Consider the following 18,451-nt stretch of genomic DNA (forward strand, 5'->3'; position numbering starts at 1 on the left):
ACCCCGGCGGGCTGCCGCCGGGGTGCGCCACACGGACGAAACTAGTATTGATTTCAGTTCTCGGCCGGGCGGTGTCCCGTTGAGTGGACGAAGCCGACGGAGACGGACCCGAGCCCCTCGAAGTCGGCCCGGTAGGACTCCCCCGGCCGCACGTCGACGGCCTTGGTGCACGACCCCGGCAGGATCACGTGACCGGCCTCCAGGCGCACCCCGAAGGACGCGACCTTGCGGGCCAGCCAGGCGACGGCCTCGGTGGGGTCGCCGAGCACCGCACTGGTGTTTCCCCGGGCGATCTGCTCGCCGTCCCGGTAGAGGACGGCCCCGATGTCGGCGGGGTTCAGGCGGTCCGGCCGCACCCGGGCCGAGCCGAGCACCACCCCTGCGGACGACGCGTTGTCGGCGATGGTGTCGGCGAGCCCGATCCGCCAGTCCCTGATCCGGCTGTCGATGAGTTCGAGGCTCGGGACGATGTACTCGGTGGCCGCGAGGACGTCCTCGGTGGTGCACCCCTCCCCCGGCAGACTCCGGCCGAGCACGTAGCCGATCTCGACCTCGATCCGCGGGTAGCAGTAGCGGTCCGCCTCGACGGGCGTCCCCTCGGCCAGCACCATGTCGGAGAGCAGATGGCCGTAGTCCGGCTCGTCGACGCCCATCATCTCCTGCATGACCTTCGAGGACAGGCCGACCTTGTGCCCGTGGACGGTGCGGCCTTCGGCCCGTTGCCGGCGGATGTTGATCAGCTGGATCTCGTAGGCGTCGGCCGCGCCGATGTCCGGCCACACGGTGGTGAGCGGCTCCATGGGGCTGCGGCCCTGCTGGGCGGCCCACAGTGCGTCGGCGGCCGCGGCGCGCTGGGCGGGTTCAAGCATCGTGGTTCTCCGTCCGGTCCGGTGGGGTGGTGCGGAATCGGGCCAGGCCGCCGGTGAGCACCGCACGGCCGTCCTCGGCCGTCGCCTCGAAGCGCACGGCCCGGTCACCGGGTCCGGCCGCGCCCGGGGTATCGGTCCAGCCGGCCAGGCCGAGCCGGTCGCCCGGGAAGGCCGGTGCGGCGAATCTGCCTTCCAGCTCCACCAGGTCGGCCGGGTGCACACCGAGGGCATCGGCCAGGGGCAACAGGCTCGCGGCGAGCGTGCACAGTCCGTGCAGGAACGGCCGGTCCATTCCGGCCGCCTTCGCCGCCTCGGGGTCGATGTGCATGGCGTGCCGGTCGCCGAGCAGGCGGTACAGGGCCGCCTGCCGTGCGTGCGTGGAGACGGTGAGGGCGTGTTGGGCCGGGTGGTCCGGGCGGCGCGGGGCGGACGGGCCGCGTTCGCCGCCGAAGCCTCCGCAGCCCGGCGCGAAGAGGGACCAGGTGGCCGTGAAGCGATCGCAGGACACCTCGACGTCGAACACGGCGGCTGCGCCCTTGTCCCGCACGGCGGCGACCCGCGCCCTGGTGGTCAGCTGACCGGACGCCTCCAACGGAGCGTGCACGAGCAGGTGCTGACTGCCGTGCACGGCCGTGGCGACATCGAAGGCACCCAGCGCACCGAGCGCGTCGGGCGCCCACTGGGCGAGGGTCAGCGCGAAGGTGGGCAGCACCCGCAGCCGCTCCTCGTACACGAGGTCGAGCCGGTCGGCGGGGGCGCCGACCGCGAGCGCGTACAGGATCGCGTCCCGATCGGTCCAGGAGACGCGACGCGTGCCGAGTTCGCGGCCCTCCCACGGGGACCGGGTCATCGGTCGGCTCCCAGGATCAGACCGCTGGTGGGCACCCCGGTGCCGGCGGTGACCATGACGTGGTCGGCCTTGTCCGGCTGGTTGACCGAGGTGCCGCGGACCAGCCTGACCCCCTCGGCGATGCCGTTCATCCCGTGCAGATACGCCTCGCCGAGCTGCCCGCCGTGCGTGTTGAAGGGCAGCCGGCCACCGAGCTCCAAGTGGCCGTCGGCAATGAAGTCCTTCGCCTCGCCGGGCTTGCAGAAGCCCAGTTCCTCCAGTTGCGGCAGGACCAGAGGGGTGAAGTGGTCGTAGAGCACGGCCGCGTCGATATCGTCCGGACCGAGGCCGCTCTGCGCGTACAACTGCCTTCCCACAAGGCCCATTTCGGGGATTCCGGTGATCGCCGGCCGGTAGTAGCTGGTCATCATGTGCTGGTCGGCCCCGAGCCCCTGGGCCGCGGAGCGGATCACCGCGGGCGGGTGCGGAAGGTCGCGGGCGCGCTCTGCGGAGACGATCACCAGGGCCTGGCCGCCGTCGGTCTCCTGGCAGCAGTCCAGCAGCCGCAGCGGTTCGGCGATCCAGCGGGAGTCACGGTGGTCCTGGAGGGTGATGGGGCGGCCGTGGAACCAGGCGGCCGGGTTGTTCGCGGCGTGCTTGCGGCCGACGACGGCGACCCGGCCGAAGTCGTCGGTGGTGGCGCCGTACTCGTGCAGATAGCGGCGGGCGAACATCGCCACCCACTGGGCCGGGGTGCTCAGGCCGAAGGGGGTCATCCAGGCGTACGCCGCCCGGTCCGCGGTGGTGTCCATGGGCCGGGCGGCCTGCCCGAGCCCGTAGCGCTCACCGGATCGCTCGTTGAACGCGCGGTAGCAGACGACCACGTCGGCGATCCCGGTGGCCACGGCCATGGCCGCCTGCTGCACGGTGGCGCAGCCGGCTCCGCCGCCGTACCCGATGCGGGAGAAGAACGTCAGGTCGCCCATTCCGGTGTTGCGGGCCACGTGGTTCTCGGCGTTGGTCTCCGCGGTGAAGGTGACAAGCCCGTCCACGTCGGACGGTTTCAGGCCCGCGTCCGCGACAGCGGCGAGCACCGCCTCACAGGCGAGCCGGAGTTCGCTGCGCCCGGAGTTCTTGGAGAACTCGGTGGCGCCGATTCCGGCCACTGCCGCGGTACCCGACAGCGGTACGGCGCTCATCGGTCCTCCCCCGGCAACTGGACCGAGACGCTCCCGGTCACGTGGGCGCCGAGGCTGTTCGCGCCCGTGACCGCGATCTCGACACGATGGCCGGCGTCCGACTTCGCGGTCACCGTGCCGGTGAGCACCATCGTGTCGCCGGGGTGGTTGGGTGCGCCGAGCCTGATCCGGATGGCCTTGACGGCGCAGGCGGGGCCGGCCCAGCCGGTGACGTACCGGTCGACGAGCCCGTTGCTGGTCAGGATGTTCATGAAGATGTCCTGGGAGCCGCGCTCCCGCGCCAGGTCCGGATCGTGGTGCACGTCCTGGAAGTCCCGGCTCGCGAGGGCGGTGGCGACGATCAGAGTGCGGGTGACCGGGATCGACAGCGCGGGAAGCACGTCGCCGACGGCCACCGACGCGTAGCTGCGGGAGGACGGGACGGCGCCGGGGGCCGGGGTCATGAGGTCACCGCCGCTTGGGCGAGAAGGGCTCCGAGACGTTCGAGGGCGGCGCCCGCGCCCCCCAGGGTCGTGGAGATCTGCTTGCCCCACAGGAAGTGCCGGTGCACCGGATAGTCGGTGTCGACGCCGATGCCGCCGTGTACGTGCTGGACGCGGTGCACGGTGTTCAGGCCCCCTTCGGCCGCCCACCACTTGGCGACCAGCGCCGCCCGGTCGGCGGCGGCCGCGTCGAAGGGTTCCGCCACGGCGTCGACGGCCTGCCAGAGGGTGGCCCGCATCGCCTCGATGTCGATGTAACAGTCGGCGAGCTGGTGCTGAACGGCCTGGAAGGTGGCGAGCGGACGGCCGAACTGCTCCCGTTCGCGCAGATGCCCCGCCGCGTGGCCCAGCGCCCCTTCGGCCACGCCGGTCTGGACTGCGGCCAGGGCGACGGCGGCGATCCGCACGAGGTGTGCGGCGGCCCCGTCACCCGGCGTGCCGACGAGCTCCGCCGGGGCGTCGTCCAGCGTGATATGGGCGCTCATGTCGTACGTGGTGGTCTCGGCGTACTCCCAGCTCACGCCCAGGGCGTCCGAGGCGACGAGGAAGAGACCCGGACCGGCCCCCGCCGCAGCGGTCACCAGGACGTGGCGCGCACCCGCCGGCGCGGGCACCACGGCCTTGACCCCGCTGAGGCGCCACCCCGGCCCGTCGGCGACGGCGACCGTGCGCGGGGTCAGGGGCTCGGCGGGTCCGAACTCCTCCAGAGCGACGGTCAGCCGGTTCGTACCGTCCCCGAGTCCGGGCAGCAGAAGCGACCGCTGGTCCGCTTCGCCGTACGCCGCGACGGTGAGCGCGCCGGTCAGCGCGGGCCACAGCGGCAACGGGGCCACGCACCGGCCCTGTTCCTCCAGGAGGACGCAGAGCCCGGCCGTGCCGAGGCCGGCTCCGCCGTCCCGTTCGGGCAGGACCGCCGAGAGCAGCCCGGCGGTGACGAGGTCCGCCCACAGCGGTTCGTCGACGCGGCTCGGCGAGGTCTCCACCTCGCGCAGCCGCGCGGGCGTGACGCGGTCGGCGAAGATCTCGCGGGCCAGGTCACGGACCGCTTCGAGCTCTTCTCCCAGGGAGAAATCCATCAGGGCGCCTCCGTCGGGGCGGGCCGGAAGACCGGCAGGGTCAGATCGGGGTCGGCGTCGAGCCAGTCGAGGACCACCGGCATGCCGACGGTGACCTCGTCGGCGGCGATGCCGGTCAGGTTGGTGATCAGTCGGGTGCCTTCGGCGAGTTCGACGACGGCGACGAGGTACGGCGAGTCGAACGCGGGGTGCCGCGGATGGTGGTTCACGACGAAGCTGTAGACGTGCCCGTGCCCGGTGGCCTCGACGGTGTCCCACTCCAGGGAGCCGCACCCGGGGCAGCACGGGCCGGGCGGGTGACGCAGCGCGGCGCAGCCGGTGCAGCGCTGGATGAGCAGCCGGTGCCGGCGCGCGCCTTCGAAGAAGAAGGCGTTGTCACGGTTGACCGCGGGCCGCGGACGCAGCGCGGGGGCGGGTGCCCCGTCGGGTGCGGGCCGGAACCTCAGCGTCCGCCACCGCTGGGTGGCGACCGTCGCGCCGTCCCGGTCGGTGTAGGTCTTGAGGGTGGTGACGAACCGTCCCGGTCCGAGGCCGGTCCTCTTCTCCGCCGAGACCGACTCGACGGTCTCGCGGACGGCGATGTGGTCCCCCGGTGCCAGCTCCCGCAGGAACGTGAACTCGGAGTCGGTGGCGACCACGGAGGTGTATCCGCCTTCGGCGAGGAGGGCGACCAGGTCGCCGAAGCCGTCCGGGCCACCGGGACGCGGGGCGACGGTGGCCGCGTATCCGCGCATCGTCCACGCCTGGACCATCGACGCGGGCGCCACCACCCCCGCGCGGCCGGTGGCACGGGCCGCCTCGGCGTCGGTGTAGACCGGGTTGGTGTCGCCCATCGCCTCGGCCCAGTGCCGGATCATCGGCTGGTTCACCGGGTCCTGCGCCGGTGCGGTGGACCGCAGTTCGCGCCCGGTGAAGGCCCGCAGCCGCTCCTCGTACCCCGGCTGCGGCTGCTCGCCGTACCCGCTCACGCGCCACGCCCCTTGCGGGGGAGCCCGAGGCCCTGGGTGGCGACCATGTCGCGCAGGATCTCGTTGACGCCGCCGCCGAAGGTGTTCACGATGCCCTGCCGGGAGAGCTGTTCGACCTGCCCGGCGAGGGCCGCGCCCGGCGACTCGGGCCGGATGCGGCCGGCGGCGCCGAGGATCTGGGTGAGCCCGCGCTGGACGGCGATGTGGGTCTCGGTTCCGTAGGTCTTGGCGGCGCCCGCGTCGGCGCCGGTCAGGGTGTTCCGGGCGACGGCGGACGTCATCTTCCAGTTCATCAGCCGCATCGCCTCCAGACGGGCGTACGTACGCGCGAACTCCTGCCGTACCCACGGGATGTCGGCCGTGCCGTTCTCCCGGGCCCAGTCGTGGACGCGTTCCCACAGCTGGATCATCCGGCCGCCCAGTGCGGCGAGCCCGATGCGTTCGTGGTTGAGCTGGGCGGTGATCAGGCGCCAGCCGCCGTCCACCTCCCCGACCACGTCGGCGGCGGGGACGCGCACCCCGCTGTAGTACGTCGCGGTGACGACCATGCCGCCGACGGTGTGGATGGGGCTCCAGGAGAAGCCGTCGCCGGCGGTGGGCACGATCAGGATGGAGATGCCCTTGTGCTTGGGTGCTTCCGGATCGGTGCGGGCGGCGAGCCACACGTAGTCGGCGGTGTTGGCACCGCTGGTGAAGATCTTGCTGCCGTCGACGACGTACGTGTCGCCGTCCCGGACCGCGCGGGTGGTCAGCGCGGCGAGGTCGGTGCCCGCCGCGGGCTCCGTGTAGCCGATCGCGAAGACGATGTCGCCGGAGAGGATGCCGGGCAGGAACCGCTTGCGGTGCTCCTCGGAGCCGTACGCCATCAGGGTCGGGCCGACGGTGTTGACCGTGACGAACGGGAAGGGCAGACCGGCCCGCTGGACCTCGTCGAAGAACACGTACTGGTCCTCGACCGAACGGCCCTGGCCGCCGTACTCGGTGGGCCAGCCGATGCCGAGCCAGCCGTCGGAGCCGAGCCGTTTGACGACCTCCCGGAAGCGGCCGCCGCCCACACCCTCCTCGCCGACGCGACGGCGTTCGTCCTCGGGCATCAGGCCCGCGAAGTAGGCCCGCAGTTCCCGCCGCAGCTCCTGGTGCGCGGCGCTCTCGCGCAGTTGCATGTGTGGTTCTCCTTGGTTGCCGCCGCGGGCGGCCGTCGTCATGCGGTTGCTGATGGACCCTCAGGGCAGGAAACGTGAACGCCCGTTGGCCAGGAACTCCGCGCGCAGCGCACCCTTCTCCTCGTCGGTCATCGGCGCGTACACGGGCAGGCCCCGGCCGGTCCAGCGGTACACCGGGTCGTCGGTGCGCCAGCCGTCGAGCTGCATCTCCTTCTTGCGCAGCTTGTTGGAGGCGGTGGTCGGCAGCGCGTGGGAGACGCGGACGAAGCGGGGGGCTCCCTTGGTGCCCAGGTCCTCCTGGCGTTCCAGGAAGCGGGGCAGGTCCAGGTCCTCGAAGCGGGCGTCCTCCGCGATCTCGACGGCGGCCATGACCTGGTCGCCGGAGCGCGGGTCGGGTACGCCGAAGACACCGGCGGCGATGACACCGGGGTGCCTGCGCAGGATGCGCTCGGTGAGCAGGGCCGAGATGTTCTCGCCGTCGACACGGATCCAGTCGCCGGAGCGGCCCGCGAAGTAGAAGTAGCCTGCCTCGTCCACGTATCCGAGGTCGCCGGTCCAGTACCAGCCGTGGCGGACGCGTTCGGCGTTCGCGGCCTCGTTGTTGTAGTAGCCCTCGAACCGGGCGGCGCCCTCGGTGTCGACGATCTCCCCGATGGCCTCCTCCGGGTTGCGCACCCGGCCGTAGGAGTCGAGGACGGCGGGCGGGCAGGTGGTCCGGTCCGTGGGGTGCACGATGCGGACGCCGTCCCGGGCGGGCATGCCGAGCGCGCCCGTCGGCGCGTCGGGGACCCGCTTGAGCATGCCGGCGCCCTCGCTGGAGCCGTAGCCCTCGACGAGACGGCAGCCGAAGCGGTCCAGGAAACGGGCCGCGTCCTCCGGGGAGGCCTCGGTCCCGAAGGCGTGGGTGAGCTGGTTGCGGGCGTCCTGCGGGGTCTCGGGGCGGGCCAGGATGTAGCCGATCGCCTTGCCGACGTAGGTGAAGTACGTGGCGCCGAAGTAGGTCACGTCGGGGAGGAACCCGGAGGCGGAGAACTTGCGGGTGAGAGCGATCGTGGCACCCGCGGACAGGGCGGGGGCCCACAGCGCCATGAGCGCGTTGCCGTGGAAGAGCGGCATCGGGCAGTAGCAGATGTCCTCGCGGGTGATGTCGTACTTGGCGCTGTTGGAGGCGCCGAGCGCGGCGAGCCGGCCCTGGGAACAGAGCGCCGCCTTGGACGTGCCGGTCGTGCCGGAGGTCAGGAGCAGCAGCATCCGCGTGGTGGCGGTGATGTCGGGGGCCGGGGCCGGCAGGCGGTCGTGCGCGGCCAGGCGTTCCCCGTACTCCGGTGCGTCGACGACGAGGAAGCGGTCCCGGCCGACGCCGATGTCCAGACCGTCGAGCAGGGCGGCGCCCGCCCGGTCGGTGATGATCACCTGGCAGTCGGTGTGCCGCACCTCCCGCTCCAGTTCGGCGCCGCGGCGGGTGGGGTTGATGCCGACGACGGCCGCGCCGGCGAGGGCCGCGGCGCCCAGCCAGAAGACGTACTCGGGTTCGTTGTCGAGGAGTACGCCGATGTGGAAGGGTCCGTCGGTCCGCAGTTTCCCGGCCCAGGCGGCGCGGGCCGCGCTCTCCTCGACGACCTCTCCCCAGGTCCAGGTCCGTTCACGGGTCAGCAGGCCCGGGTGGTCGTCCCCGGCCCTGGCGAGCAGCAGGTCGGCAATCGTCTCGTGTGGCAACGTCGGTCCCTCTCACCCGGTGGCCGGGTCTGCCGGTGTCGGTACGGGGCGGGCCGCGCGGCGCGTTCCCGTGGTGGTGGCGGTGCTTCCCGCAGTGGCCTCGGCGCGTGTCACGGTGAAGGGACCGTGGCGCCCGGCGTGGCGACGCTAGCCGCGCGCGGGACGGCCCGGTCCGGGCCGTCCCGCTGACCGGGAGGGGCGTCGCCCGGCCGGTCAGCCGAAGTTGGCCTGGCCGCCGTCGAGGGGCACCGTGGCACCCGTCAGGTAGCGGGCGTCCGGGCCGCACAGCATCGCCACGGCCCGCCCGATGTCCTGCTCGCAGTCGCCGACGTACCCGAGCGGGATGGACGCGCAGAACGCGGCGGCCTCCTCCGGGTGCGCGGCCTGCCAGCCGGCGTAGGCGGGCGAGACGGCATGCGGGGCGATCGCGTTGACCCGGATGCCGTCGCGGCCCCATTCGTTGGCGGCGGTCCTGGTCAGGGAGCGCAGGGCGGATTTGGCCGCCGCGTAGGCCCCGTACGTGCTCAGGTCCCAGCGGACCATCGCGGACGTGACGAGGTTGATGACGCAGCCGCCGTCGCGCTTCAGGTGCGGATGCGCGGCCTTCATGAACGCGAACGCCGCGAAAGGGGCACTGTCGAAACCCCGTCGGAACTCCTCGTCGCTCAGCGAGAGGAGCGGCCCGTAGCAGCCGGTGTAGGCGTTGTTCACCAGGATGCCGAGGGAGCCGAAGCGCTCCGCGATCGCCTCCACCACGGAGGGGATGCGGTCCGTGTCGAGCACGTCGAGGACGAACGGTTCGGCCGTCACCCCCCGTTCGCGCAGCAGTTCACACGTCGTCTCCAGCTTCACCGCGGTCCGCCCGACCACGGCCACCGAGGCCCCTTCGGAGGCGAGGGCGAGCGCGATACCCCGACCGACCCCCTGTCCCGCGCCGGTGATGACCGCGACCTTGCCGTAGAGGTTTCCCATCTCCGCACTCTCCTTCAACTGGGCCTGGGCAGCTGCTTGTTGATGAACAGACCTTCCGCGGAGACGCAGGCTCGGCCACCGGCCCTGATCTCGCCCACCGTGTGGATCCGCGAACCGTCCACCGAGACCTGGCGTGCTACGACCGTCAGCGGCTCGAACAGCGGGGTGGGCCGCAGATAGCGCAGGGTCAGTTCCGCGGTCATGCCGGACGGGCCGCCCCAGTGGTTGGCCACCCCCAGCGTGTGGTCGAGGAGCAACGCCGAGATCCCGCCGTGCACATGGCCGGGCGGGCCCTGGTAGGGAAGGTCCAGCGTGACGACGCCCTCGACGGAGCCGTCCTCCTTGCCGTGCAGGTGCAGCGGTGGTGCGAGGGCGTTCTCGGGGCCGGTGACGGGGTCGTGCCGGGTGACGCCCTCGCCGCGCCACATCTCGGCGAGGCGGTCCTTCGTGGAGGGCGCCTTCGCGGTGAGCCCGTCGGCGACGGTGTCGAGGCGGGCCGCGATCTCGTCCATGTCGGCGCCGCTGCCACCGCCCGCGCGCAGCAGGGCGGTGACGACCCTGCGGGCCGCGGCGACCGCCGCGTCGACGCCGTCCCGGTGCGGTTCGGCGGCCAGGCGGGGACCGGTGACCGTCGCGGTGTTCTCGTCCCGGGGGCCGCTCATGCCGTCACCGTCGCCGTCGCGTGGGTGAGCACGGGCGCGCCGTCGCGCTCGGGGCAGTCCGCGTGGAGCAGGAGCCGCTCCGTACCGTCGGCGGCCGGTCCTTCGCGCCAGACCGAGGTGGCGAGGGACTCGCCGGGGACGAGGGGTCCGGCGAAGCGCACGGTGAGACCGGTGAGACGGGTGACGTCGCCGTCGAGGAGGCCGTCGACGAGGGCCTTGCAGACGATGCCGTACGAGGCGAGTCCATGCAGGATCGGCCGGTCGAAGCCGGCCGACCGTGCGAAGGCGGGGTCGGCGTGGAGCGGGTTGAGGTCGCCGTTGAGCCGGTACCACAGGGCCTGTTGGGGCGTGGTGGCCGATGTGAGGACGGTGTCGGCGGGACGGTCCGGCGCCGCCCACTCCTCCGCCGGGCCCGGCTCTCCGCCGAAGCCGCCCTCGCCGCGCACCCAGATGCGGGTGGTGGACGTCCACAGCGGCTCGCCGTCGTGACCCGTGGCGGCGGACTCCAGCACGATCAGTGCGGCCTTCCCCTTGTCCCACAGCTCGGCGACGCGTGAGCGGAGGGTGGCGGTGCCCGAGGGCGGCAGGGGCCGGTGGACCTGGAGCCCCTGGCCGGCGTGGAGCACGGCCCGCAGGTCGATGTCGATGCCGGGCAGGTGGAAGCCGGGCGGGCCCGCCTCTCCGGAGGAGATGCCCGAGCCGGCCACCATGGCGAAGGCCGGCAGCACGCCGAGGCCCTTCTCGTAGGTCAGGTGCAGCTCCGGACCGGTGGCCGCACCGGCTCCCGCGCCGAGGCTCAGGTGGTAGAGGAGCACGTCGCGGGTGGTCCAGTGGATCTCACGGACCGAGGGATCGGCGGTCAGCGCCTTGTCGGGGTCGATGGGCATGATCAGCCTTTCGTGGGCTCGGGATCGCGGGGCAGGCCGAGCATGCGCTCGCCGATGATGTTCAGCTGGACCTCCGTCGTCCCGCCCGCGATGGACAGGCAGCGGGCGTTGAGGAACTGCCAGGTGGCGTCGAGGCGTTCGCCCTCGCCGGTGAGTGCGGCGGAGCCCTGCCAGTCCACGCAGGTCTCCCAGACCCTCTGCTGGTGTTCGACGCCGAGCAGCTTGGCGACGGACGCCTCGGGGCCGGGCTGCTGCCCCGACACGGTGCGCAGGGTGGTGCGCAGGGCGAGGACGGCGCCGGTCTGGGCATCGCAGAGGTGAGCGCCGAGCGTGGTGAGCTGTTCGTCGTCGAGGCCGTCCGATGCGGCGGCGATCTCCAGCAGGGCCTCGGCACCGGAGCCGACCGAGTCGTGGGAGAGGGCGACGCGTTCGTTGGCGAGCGTGGTCCGGGCGAGCTTCCAGCCGGCGCCCGGCGCGCCGACGAGCAGTTCGTCGGGGATGAACACCCCGTCGAGGAAGACCTCGTTGAACTCGGCGTCGCCGGTGATCTGCCGCAGCGGCCGGATGTCGATGCCGGGACTCGTCATGTCGAGGAGGAAGTAGGAGATGCCCTTGTGCTTGGGCACGTCGGCGTCGGTACGGGCGAGCAGGACACCCCAGTCGGCGAGGTGGGCCATGGACGACCACACCTTCTGCCCGGTGATCCGCCAGCCGCCGTCCACCTTGTCGGCGCGGGTGGTGAGCCCGGCGAGGTCGGATCCCGCTCCCGGTTCGCTGAACAGCTGGCACCACACGATGTCGCCGCGCAGGCTCGGCGCGAGAAAGCGGTCCTGCTGGGCCGGATCGCCGTGCGCGATGATCGTGGGCACCACCCAGCCACCGATGATCATGTCGACGGGAGTGAGCTCCGCCGCCCGGAGCTCCTCGGCGATGACGAGCTGGTCCACCGGTCCCGCGCCCTTGCCCCAGGGGGCGGGCAGATGGGGTGCGGTGTACCCGTGGTCGGCGAGGTGGGTGAGACGGTCCCTGCCGTCCAGGGCCGCGGCGGCCCGCAGTTCGCCGCGGATCTCCTTGCGTACGGCCTCGGCCCCGGCCGGCAGCTCCACGCTCAGGGTGCGGCGGGTGCCGTCCAGGGTGAGACGGGCGACGCGGCGACGCCAGGCGGCAGCCGGACCCAGCGCGATCCGGAGGGTCTGGGCGCGGCGCAGCGCGAGGTGGGCGTCGTGCTCCCAGGTGAAGCCGATGCCGCCGAGTACCTGGATGCAGTCCTTGGCGACGGAGAACGCGGCGTCGACGCCGACCGCTCCGGCGACCGCCGCGGCCAGGGAGGCTTCCGTCCGGTCCGCGGCGTCGTGCGCGCGGGCGGCGTCCCATGCGCAGGCGCGGGCTTGTTCGGCCTGGGCCAGCATCCGGGCGCAGCGGTGCTTGACGCCCTGGAACTGGCCGATGCGGCGGCCGAACTGCTCCCGCACCCCGGCGTACCGGGCGGCGGTGGTCACGCAGCGGTCGGCGAGACCCGCGGCTTCGGCGGCGAACAGCGTCGCGGCGAGGTCCCGGGGCGTCCGCGGGTCGAGGTCCAGCAGATCGACGGCCGGTACCGGCACCGCGCGTACGGTCACCCGGGACGAGCGGCGGGTGAGGTCGTGGCTGCGGACGTCGGTGGTTTCCACGGCGGCGCGGGGCAGCACCAGCCAGGTGGTCCGGCCCTCGTCGGAGGCGGGGAGCACGAACACGTCGGCGAGGTGTCCGCCGATCACGAGCTCCGAGGTACCGGTGACGGAGACCGTGCCGTCGGCGGCGCGGGTCAGGGCGAGCGTGCCCGGCATGAGCCCCACCGCGCCGAGGGTGGTGCCTGTGGCGAGCGCGGCGAGGTACGTGCGGTGTCCCGAGGCGTGCAGGACGGCCGAGGCGAGTGCCGTCGGCAGGAAGGGGCCGGGGGCTGCCGCCCGGCCCAGTTCCTCGATGGCGACGGCGAGTTCGACGAGTCCGTACCCGGCCCCGCCGTCCTCCTCCGGCAGGTGGAGTCCGAGCAGTCCCTGTCCGGCGAGGCCGCTCCAGTGGGCGGGGAGAACCTCCTTGTCGGCGTCGGCCGCCGCGTGGAGGACGTCCTCGGTGATGTGCCGTGTCGCGAAGGCGCGTACGGCGTCGCGCAGGTCGAGGTGCTCCTGGGTGAGTCCGATGGTCATGGCGCGCCCCTCAGATGCGTTCGATGACGGTGGCGGTCGCGTGCGCTCCACCGGCGCACATGGTGATCAGCGCGGTGGACTTCCCGGTCCGCTCCAGTTCGTACAGGGCCTGGGTGATGAGCCGGGCCCCGGTGGAGCCGACGGCGTGACCGAGCGCGATGGCACCGCCGTTGACGTTGACCTTGTCCATGTCCGCCTTGTGGACCTGGGCCCAGGACAGGACGACGGAGGCGAAGGCCTCGTTGATCTCGACGAGGTCGATGTCGGCGAGGCTCATCCCGGCGGTGCGCAGGACCCGTTCGGTCGCGGCGACGGGTCCGTCGAGGTGGTAGTACGGGTCGGAGCCGACCATGGCGGAGGCGACGATCCGGGCGCGGGGGCGCAGCCCCTCGCGGGCGGCGCGCTCCCGGCTCATCATCAGGACGGCGGCGGCCCCGTCGCTGATCTGGGAGGAGTTCCCGGCGGTGTGGATGCCGTCGGGGAGTACGGGCCGCAGGGCGGCCAGCGCCTCGGGGGTGGTGTCGCGCAGCCCCTGGTCCCGGCTGACGAGTGCGGTCTCGCCGGTGGGGCCCCCGGGGCCGGTGACGGGGGCCTGGATGTCGATGATCTGTCCGTCGAACCGGCCCTCGGCCCAGGCCCGGGCGGCCTTCTGCTGGGAGGCGAGGCCGAGCGCGTCCGCGTCGGCCCGGGTGATGCCCCGGTTGCGGGCGATGCGCTCGGCGGCGGTGAACTGGTCGGGCATGTCCAGCGTCCAGCCCTCCGGCGCCGGGGAGCCGTTGTCGGGGGTGAGCGCGGCGCCGAGGAAGACGCGGCTCATGGACTCGACGCCGCAGCCGATGCCGGTCTCGATGGCGCCGGAGGCGATGAGGCCCGCGACCAGGTGGACGGCCTGCTGGGACGACCCGCAGGCGCAGTCGATCGAGGTGCAGGCGGTGGTGTACGGCAGCCCGGCGTGCAGCCAGGCGTTGCGGGTGACGTTGTTGGACTGCTCGCCGGCCTGGGTGACGCAGCCGCCGATGACCTGCTCCACCCCGCCGGGGGCGACGCCGGCCCGCTCCAGCAGACCCTTCTGGGCGAGCCCGAGGAGTTCCGCCGGGTGGAGCCCGGACAGGACACCCCGGCGCCGGCCGACCGGTGTCCGCGCGGCTTCGACGATGACGGCCTCGGTCATGGCTCTCCATGGGGGTGTGAGGGGCCCGTTGGGCCGGGACACTGATGACCCGAAAACTAGAATTCATTCTCGAAACAAGCAAGAGCCAGTCCCGCTCAGTGGCCCGGAGATTCCCTCGGCAGGCCTCCGCGTCAGATGTGGGATCCGCCGTCGGCCCGCAGTTCCGCCCCGGTGAGGTAGGCCGCGTCCCGCGAGGCGGCGAAGGCGATCACTCCGGCGATCTGCTCGGGCCGCGCGGCGCCGAACGGTGCGCGGATCCGCGCGTAGTACGAGGTGTCGAGGTCCGGCGGCAGCACGTGCGGCCCGGCCAGCGGCGTGGCGACGGTACCGGGCGACACGGGCACGACCCGGATCCCGCGGTGCGCGACCTCGGCCGCCAGGGACAGCGAGAAGCCGAGGACGGCGCCCTTGGAGGCGGCGTACGCGCTCATGTACGGATTCCCGTGCGCCGCCGCCGACGACGCCACGTTCACGATGACACCGGAGCCGTCCGGCAGATGGCGCAGCGCCTCCCGGCAGAACAGGGCCGTACCCACCGTGTTGACCGCGAAGAGCCGCTCCATGTCGGACACCGTCAGCCGGTCGATCGGTGTCGTCCGGTGGATCCCCGCGACGTTGACCAGGACGTCGATGCCGCCGAGGCCTTCGGCCGCGGCCCGTACGCTCCCGACCACCGCGTCCTCGTCGGCGACGTCGGCGACCCGGGTGACGATCCGGCCCGGCCCGTCCGCCGCGGCGGCGGTGTCCGCCAGGCCCGCACGCGACAGGTCGACGGCGAACACGACCGCGCCCTCGGACACCAGGCGCAGCGCGGTCGCCCGTCCGATCCCCGATCCTGCCCCGGTGAGCAGGACCTTCACGCCGCCGAATCGGTTCATCACGGGCTCCCTGGCTGTCTCGAGCGGTGAACAGGTCGGCGGACCGTACGGGCGGCGTGCCGTACCCGAGGCCCCGGTCCCACAGACCGGGACCGGCCCCCCGGACCGCCCCGGAACACCGGTTCCGGTCAGTGGGACTCCCCCGGCCGGGTCCCGGCGAGCGGGCCTACCGTCCGGGAACCTGGAAACCATGCGTCCTTAAGGGGATGAGAGAACGTGAGCGCAGTCGAGTCAGCACCCGACGACGTCAGGGCCATCGAAGCCGCAGCGGCACCCACGCGTTTCGCGCGCGGCTGGCACTGCCTGGGCCTCTCGCAGAAGTACAGGGACGGAAAGCCTCACTCGGTCCGGGCGTTCGGCCAGAAGCTCGTGGTGTTCCAGGCCGGCGACGGCACACTCAGCGTCCTGGACGCGTACTGCCGCCACATGGGCGGCGACCTCTCGCAGGGCACCGTCAAGGGCGACGAGGTCGCCTGCCCGTTCCACGACTGGCGCTGGGGCGGTGACGGCCGCTGCAAGCAGATCCCGTACTCCAAGCGGGTTCCTCTGCGGGCCCGCACGGCGTCCTGGCCCACCCTGGACCAGGACGGCATGCTCTTCGTCTGGAACGACCCCGAGGGCAATCCCCCGCCCGCCGACGTGGTCATCCCCCGGATCGAGGGCGCGACGAGCGACGAGTGGACCGACTGGCTCTGGTACGAGACCACCATCGACGCCAACTGCCGCGAAGTCGTGGACAACGTGGTGGACATGGCCCACTTCTTCTACGTCCACTACTCCTTCCCGACGTTCTTCAAGAACGTCTTCGAGGGGCACACCGCCACCCAGCACATGCGCGCGACCGGCCGCCCCGACGCCCGCCCCCAGGAGCAGGGCGACAAGCCGAAGACCACCGGCAGCAACTCGCTGGCCGCGTACCACGGCCCGTCCTTCATGATCGACGACCTGACGTACCACTACGAGACCGGCGACCAGCAGTCGGTGCTGATCAACTGTCACTACCCGGTCGACTCAAATCGTTTCGTGCTCCAGTACGGCATCATCGTCAGGCGTTCGCCGTCGATGACGGGCAGCGCGGCGGACGAACTCGCGGCGGGCATGGCGCAGTTCATCAAGCTCGGCTTCGAGCAGGACATCCAGATCTGGCAGAACAAGGCCCGGATCGACAATCCGCTGCTCTGCGAGGAGGACGGGCCCGTCTACCAACTTCGGCGCTGGTACGAGCAGTTCTACGTCGACGTGGCCGATGTCAAGCCGGAGATGACCGACCGGTTCGAGTTCGAGCTGGACACCACGCGGCCCGTCGAGGCGTGGCAGAAGGAGGTCGAGGCGAACCTCGCCCGCAAGGCCGCCGCTGCCGCCGCCGAGGGCCGGCCGGTCTGATGCGGGTCGACAACCGCCTCGCCGACGGCGCGCCGATGCAGCCCCTGGCCTGCGACCGGTGCGCGGCACAGGTGCTCGTACGCAAGAGCAGCTGGCAGCAGACGAGTGTGCAGTGGAACAGCGGCGCGTCGGCCCTCTGCGCGGAGCGCGAGGGGGCCGGACCGGCCTTCGAGGGCTGCGGGTCGCTGCGTGACACGATCCGCGAGGCCGCGTCGCGGGGCACGATCGAACTCGCCGACGGCAGCGGCGCCGCACCGGACGGTGCCGGCCGGCGGCTCATGTGACCACCGCCGGCCGGCACCGCCTTCCCCGTACCGGGGCGCGGCCCCGGTACGGGCTCAGCGGGCCACAGCGGTCTCCCGGTCGATGCGGGACAGCTTCTCGGGGTTGCGTACGGCGTAGAGCCCGGCGATGAGGCCGCCCTCCATGCGCACCGCCAGGACGGTGTCGACCGCACCGCCCGTCCGCACGATCAACGCCGGGTGGCCGTTGACCTGAGCCGGCTCCATGGTTGCCGTGCCGATCCTGAGGAGGACGCCGGCCACCGGGTGTGCGCCCACGACGGGCTCCAGGGCGGCCCGGACGACACCGCCGCCGTCGGTCAGCAGCACGACGTCCGGGGCGATCATGTCCAGGAGACGCTGCAGATCCCCCGTGGCGACCGCTTGCCGGAAGGCCGCGAGCACACCGTCGGCCTGGGCGGGCGAGACGATCTCGCGCGGCCGGCGCGCCGCGACGTGCGCCCGTGAGCGGTGGGCGATCTGACGGACCGCGGCAGCGGACTTGCCGACGGCCTGCGCGATCTCGTCGTAGCCGAGAGCGAAGACCTCGCGCAGGACGAACACCGCCCGTTCGGTCGGCGCGAGGGTCTCCAGCACCAGCAGCATCGCCATGGACACGCTGTCCGCCAGCTCGATGTCCTCGGCGACGTCGGGCGCGGTGAGCAGGGGTTCGGGCAGCCAGGGGCCGACGTAGGACTCCTTGCGCCGGCTCAGCGTACGCAGCCGGGTCAGCGCCTGGCGTGTGGTGATGCGGACCAGGAAGGCGCGCGGTTCCCGCACCGTTGCCTGGTCGACGTCCGCCCAGCGCAGCCAGGTCTCCTGGAGGACGTCCTCGGCGTCGGCGGCCGAGCCCAGCATCTCGTAGGCGACGGTGAAGAGCAGGTTGCGGTGGGCGACGAACGCCTCGGTGGCCGCGTCCGTACGCTCCGCCCGTAGGCCGGTCCCGCTCGCGCCGGGCGCTCGCTCGGTGTGCTCCTCCATCGTCGGCTCCTGTCTGTGTCTCCGAGTCCGTGTCACGCACAAGTCGCCGCTCCCCGCGCTCCTGTGACAGGAGATCCCGGTGGCCTACGTCACATCGCCGACCTGTCACAGGGCCGGTGCGGCCGACGACTCATGGGCATCAGGACGCCGCACGGACGATCCGCGTGGCACACGATCCCACGAGCGAGGACATCGACATGGAACCCCGTATGAACCTGTTCGACAACGAGACCGGCGCCAGGATCGGCAAGCGGATCTTCGCCGTCAGCCAGGTGATCCAGGCATCGGCACTGCCGGGACCGACCCAGGAACTGGTGCAGTTGCGCGCCAGCCAGATCAACGGCTGCGGCTTCTGCGTCGACATCCACGGCAAGGACGCGGCGGCCGCCGGCGAGAGTGCGGCCCGGCTCAACCTGGTCGCCACCTGGCGGCACTCCACGGTGTTCAGCGAGGCCGAGCGGGCCGCGCTGGCGCTCACCGAGGAGGGGACCCGCATCATCGACGGCTACGAGGGGGTCTCGGACGAGACCTGGGCCCGGGTCCGCAAGCACTACGACGACGATCAGGCGATCGCACTGGTCTCGCTGATCGCCATGATCAACGCGACCAACCGGCTCGGCGTGATCCTCAACAACCAGGGCGGTGCCTACACACCGGGCGCGCTGGCCACGGTCGCCGGCTGATCGCCGGCGCCTGCCCCGTACGACCCTTCGGCCGGCACGGGGCAGGCCCGGGCAGCCGCGCGGGA

18 protein-coding genes are annotated in these 18,451 nt (G+C 72.5%); 3 read left to right on the forward strand and 15 right to left on the reverse strand.

Annotated elements, in window-relative coordinates; all coding sequences use genetic code 11:
• Positions 1–53 precede the first annotated feature (53 nt).
• The 14 genes from ACGFZA_RS30230 to ACGFZA_RS30295 form a co-directional block, all read right to left on the reverse strand.
• Positions 54–869, reverse strand: coding sequence for a 2-keto-4-pentenoate hydratase (locus tag ACGFZA_RS30230; protein WP_393683248.1), 816 nt, complete (start codon positions 867–869; stop codon positions 54–56).
• A complete protein-coding gene (locus ACGFZA_RS30235; protein WP_393683250.1) occupies positions 862–1,719 on the reverse strand; it encodes a MaoC/PaaZ C-terminal domain-containing protein in 858 nt (285 codons plus the stop codon). The genes ACGFZA_RS30230 and ACGFZA_RS30235 overlap by 8 nt, the downstream gene beginning before the upstream one ends.
• The gene (locus tag ACGFZA_RS30240) at positions 1,716–2,897 is read right to left on the reverse strand and encodes a lipid-transfer protein (protein WP_393683252.1); all 1,182 of its coding nucleotides are present in this window, start codon (positions 2,895–2,897) and stop codon (positions 1,716–1,718) included. Before ACGFZA_RS30240 ends, ACGFZA_RS30235 begins: the two co-directional genes overlap by 4 nt.
• The gene (locus ACGFZA_RS30245; RefSeq protein ID WP_385276812.1) at positions 2,894–3,340 is read right to left on the reverse strand and encodes a MaoC family dehydratase; all 447 of its coding nucleotides are present in this window, start codon (positions 3,338–3,340) and stop codon (positions 2,894–2,896) included. The genes ACGFZA_RS30240 and ACGFZA_RS30245 overlap by 4 nt, the downstream gene beginning before the upstream one ends.
• Entirely contained in the window at positions 3,337–4,455 is a 1,119-nt protein-coding gene (locus tag ACGFZA_RS30250; RefSeq protein ID WP_393683255.1) for an acyl-CoA dehydrogenase family protein, read from the reverse strand. The genes ACGFZA_RS30245 and ACGFZA_RS30250 overlap by 4 nt, the downstream gene beginning before the upstream one ends.
• Positions 4,455–5,423 (reverse strand): bifunctional MaoC family dehydratase N-terminal/OB-fold nucleic acid binding domain-containing protein, encoded by a 969-nt coding sequence (locus tag ACGFZA_RS30255; protein WP_393683257.1) that lies wholly within the window; start codon positions 5,421–5,423, stop codon positions 4,455–4,457. Before ACGFZA_RS30255 ends, ACGFZA_RS30250 begins: the two co-directional genes overlap by 1 nt.
• Positions 5,420–6,586: an acyl-CoA dehydrogenase family protein gene (locus ACGFZA_RS30260; RefSeq protein WP_393683259.1), complete on the reverse strand. Its 1,167-nt coding sequence runs from the start codon at positions 6,584–6,586 to the stop codon at positions 5,420–5,422. Before ACGFZA_RS30260 ends, ACGFZA_RS30255 begins: the two co-directional genes overlap by 4 nt.
• A 60-nt stretch (positions 6,587–6,646) precedes the next feature.
• Positions 6,647–8,302 (reverse strand): AMP-binding protein, encoded by a 1,656-nt coding sequence (locus tag ACGFZA_RS30265; protein WP_393683261.1) that lies wholly within the window; start codon positions 8,300–8,302, stop codon positions 6,647–6,649.
• Positions 8,303–8,515: 213 nt separating this feature from the next.
• Complete coding sequence (locus tag ACGFZA_RS30270; protein ID WP_393683263.1) at positions 8,516–9,274, reverse strand: SDR family NAD(P)-dependent oxidoreductase; 759 nt, start codon at positions 9,272–9,274, stop codon at positions 8,516–8,518.
• Between the two features lie 14 nt (positions 9,275–9,288).
• Positions 9,289–9,936 (reverse strand): PaaI family thioesterase, encoded by a 648-nt coding sequence (locus ACGFZA_RS30275; RefSeq protein ID WP_385276795.1) that lies wholly within the window; start codon positions 9,934–9,936, stop codon positions 9,289–9,291.
• Entirely contained in the window at positions 9,933–10,823 is an 891-nt protein-coding gene (locus ACGFZA_RS30280) for a MaoC/PaaZ C-terminal domain-containing protein (RefSeq protein WP_393683266.1), read from the reverse strand. Before ACGFZA_RS30280 ends, ACGFZA_RS30275 begins: the two co-directional genes overlap by 4 nt.
• 2 nt (positions 10,824–10,825) lie before the next feature.
• The gene (locus ACGFZA_RS30285) at positions 10,826–13,009 is read right to left on the reverse strand and encodes an acyl-CoA dehydrogenase (RefSeq protein WP_393683268.1); all 2,184 of its coding nucleotides are present in this window, start codon (positions 13,007–13,009) and stop codon (positions 10,826–10,828) included.
• Between the two features lie 10 nt (positions 13,010–13,019).
• A complete protein-coding gene (locus ACGFZA_RS30290) occupies positions 13,020–14,180 on the reverse strand; it encodes a steroid 3-ketoacyl-CoA thiolase (protein WP_385276786.1) in 1,161 nt (386 codons plus the stop codon).
• Positions 14,181–14,311: 131 nt separating this feature from the next.
• Complete coding sequence (locus ACGFZA_RS30295) at positions 14,312–15,058, reverse strand: SDR family NAD(P)-dependent oxidoreductase (protein ID WP_393683271.1); 747 nt, start codon at positions 15,056–15,058, stop codon at positions 14,312–14,314.
• 216 nt (positions 15,059–15,274) lie between these two features.
• On the opposite strand from ACGFZA_RS30295, the gene ACGFZA_RS30300 reads away from it, so the two are divergent.
• Entirely contained in the window at positions 15,275–16,441 is a 1,167-nt protein-coding gene (locus ACGFZA_RS30300) for a Rieske 2Fe-2S domain-containing protein (RefSeq protein ID WP_393683273.1), read from the forward strand.
• A complete protein-coding gene (locus ACGFZA_RS30305) occupies positions 16,441–16,725 on the forward strand; it encodes a ferredoxin (RefSeq protein ID WP_385276777.1) in 285 nt (94 codons plus the stop codon). The genes ACGFZA_RS30300 and ACGFZA_RS30305 overlap by 1 nt, the downstream gene beginning before the upstream one ends.
• Positions 16,726–16,779: 54 nt before the next feature.
• Here ACGFZA_RS30305 and ACGFZA_RS30310 read toward each other — a convergent pair whose 3' ends face one another.
• Positions 16,780–17,703 (reverse strand): RNA polymerase sigma-70 factor, encoded by a 924-nt coding sequence (locus tag ACGFZA_RS30310; RefSeq protein ID WP_393683276.1) that lies wholly within the window; start codon positions 17,701–17,703, stop codon positions 16,780–16,782.
• 197 nt (positions 17,704–17,900) lie between these two features.
• Between ACGFZA_RS30310 and ACGFZA_RS30315 the strand changes: the two genes are divergently transcribed.
• Complete coding sequence (locus ACGFZA_RS30315; protein ID WP_385277152.1) at positions 17,901–18,386, forward strand: carboxymuconolactone decarboxylase family protein; 486 nt, start codon at positions 17,901–17,903, stop codon at positions 18,384–18,386.
• Positions 18,387–18,451: the final 65 nt, after the last annotated feature.

The organism is Streptomyces sp. NPDC048211, assembly GCF_043202315.1.
In the GTDB taxonomy this organism is placed as follows: Bacteria; Actinomycetota; Actinomycetes; order Streptomycetales; family Streptomycetaceae; genus Streptomyces.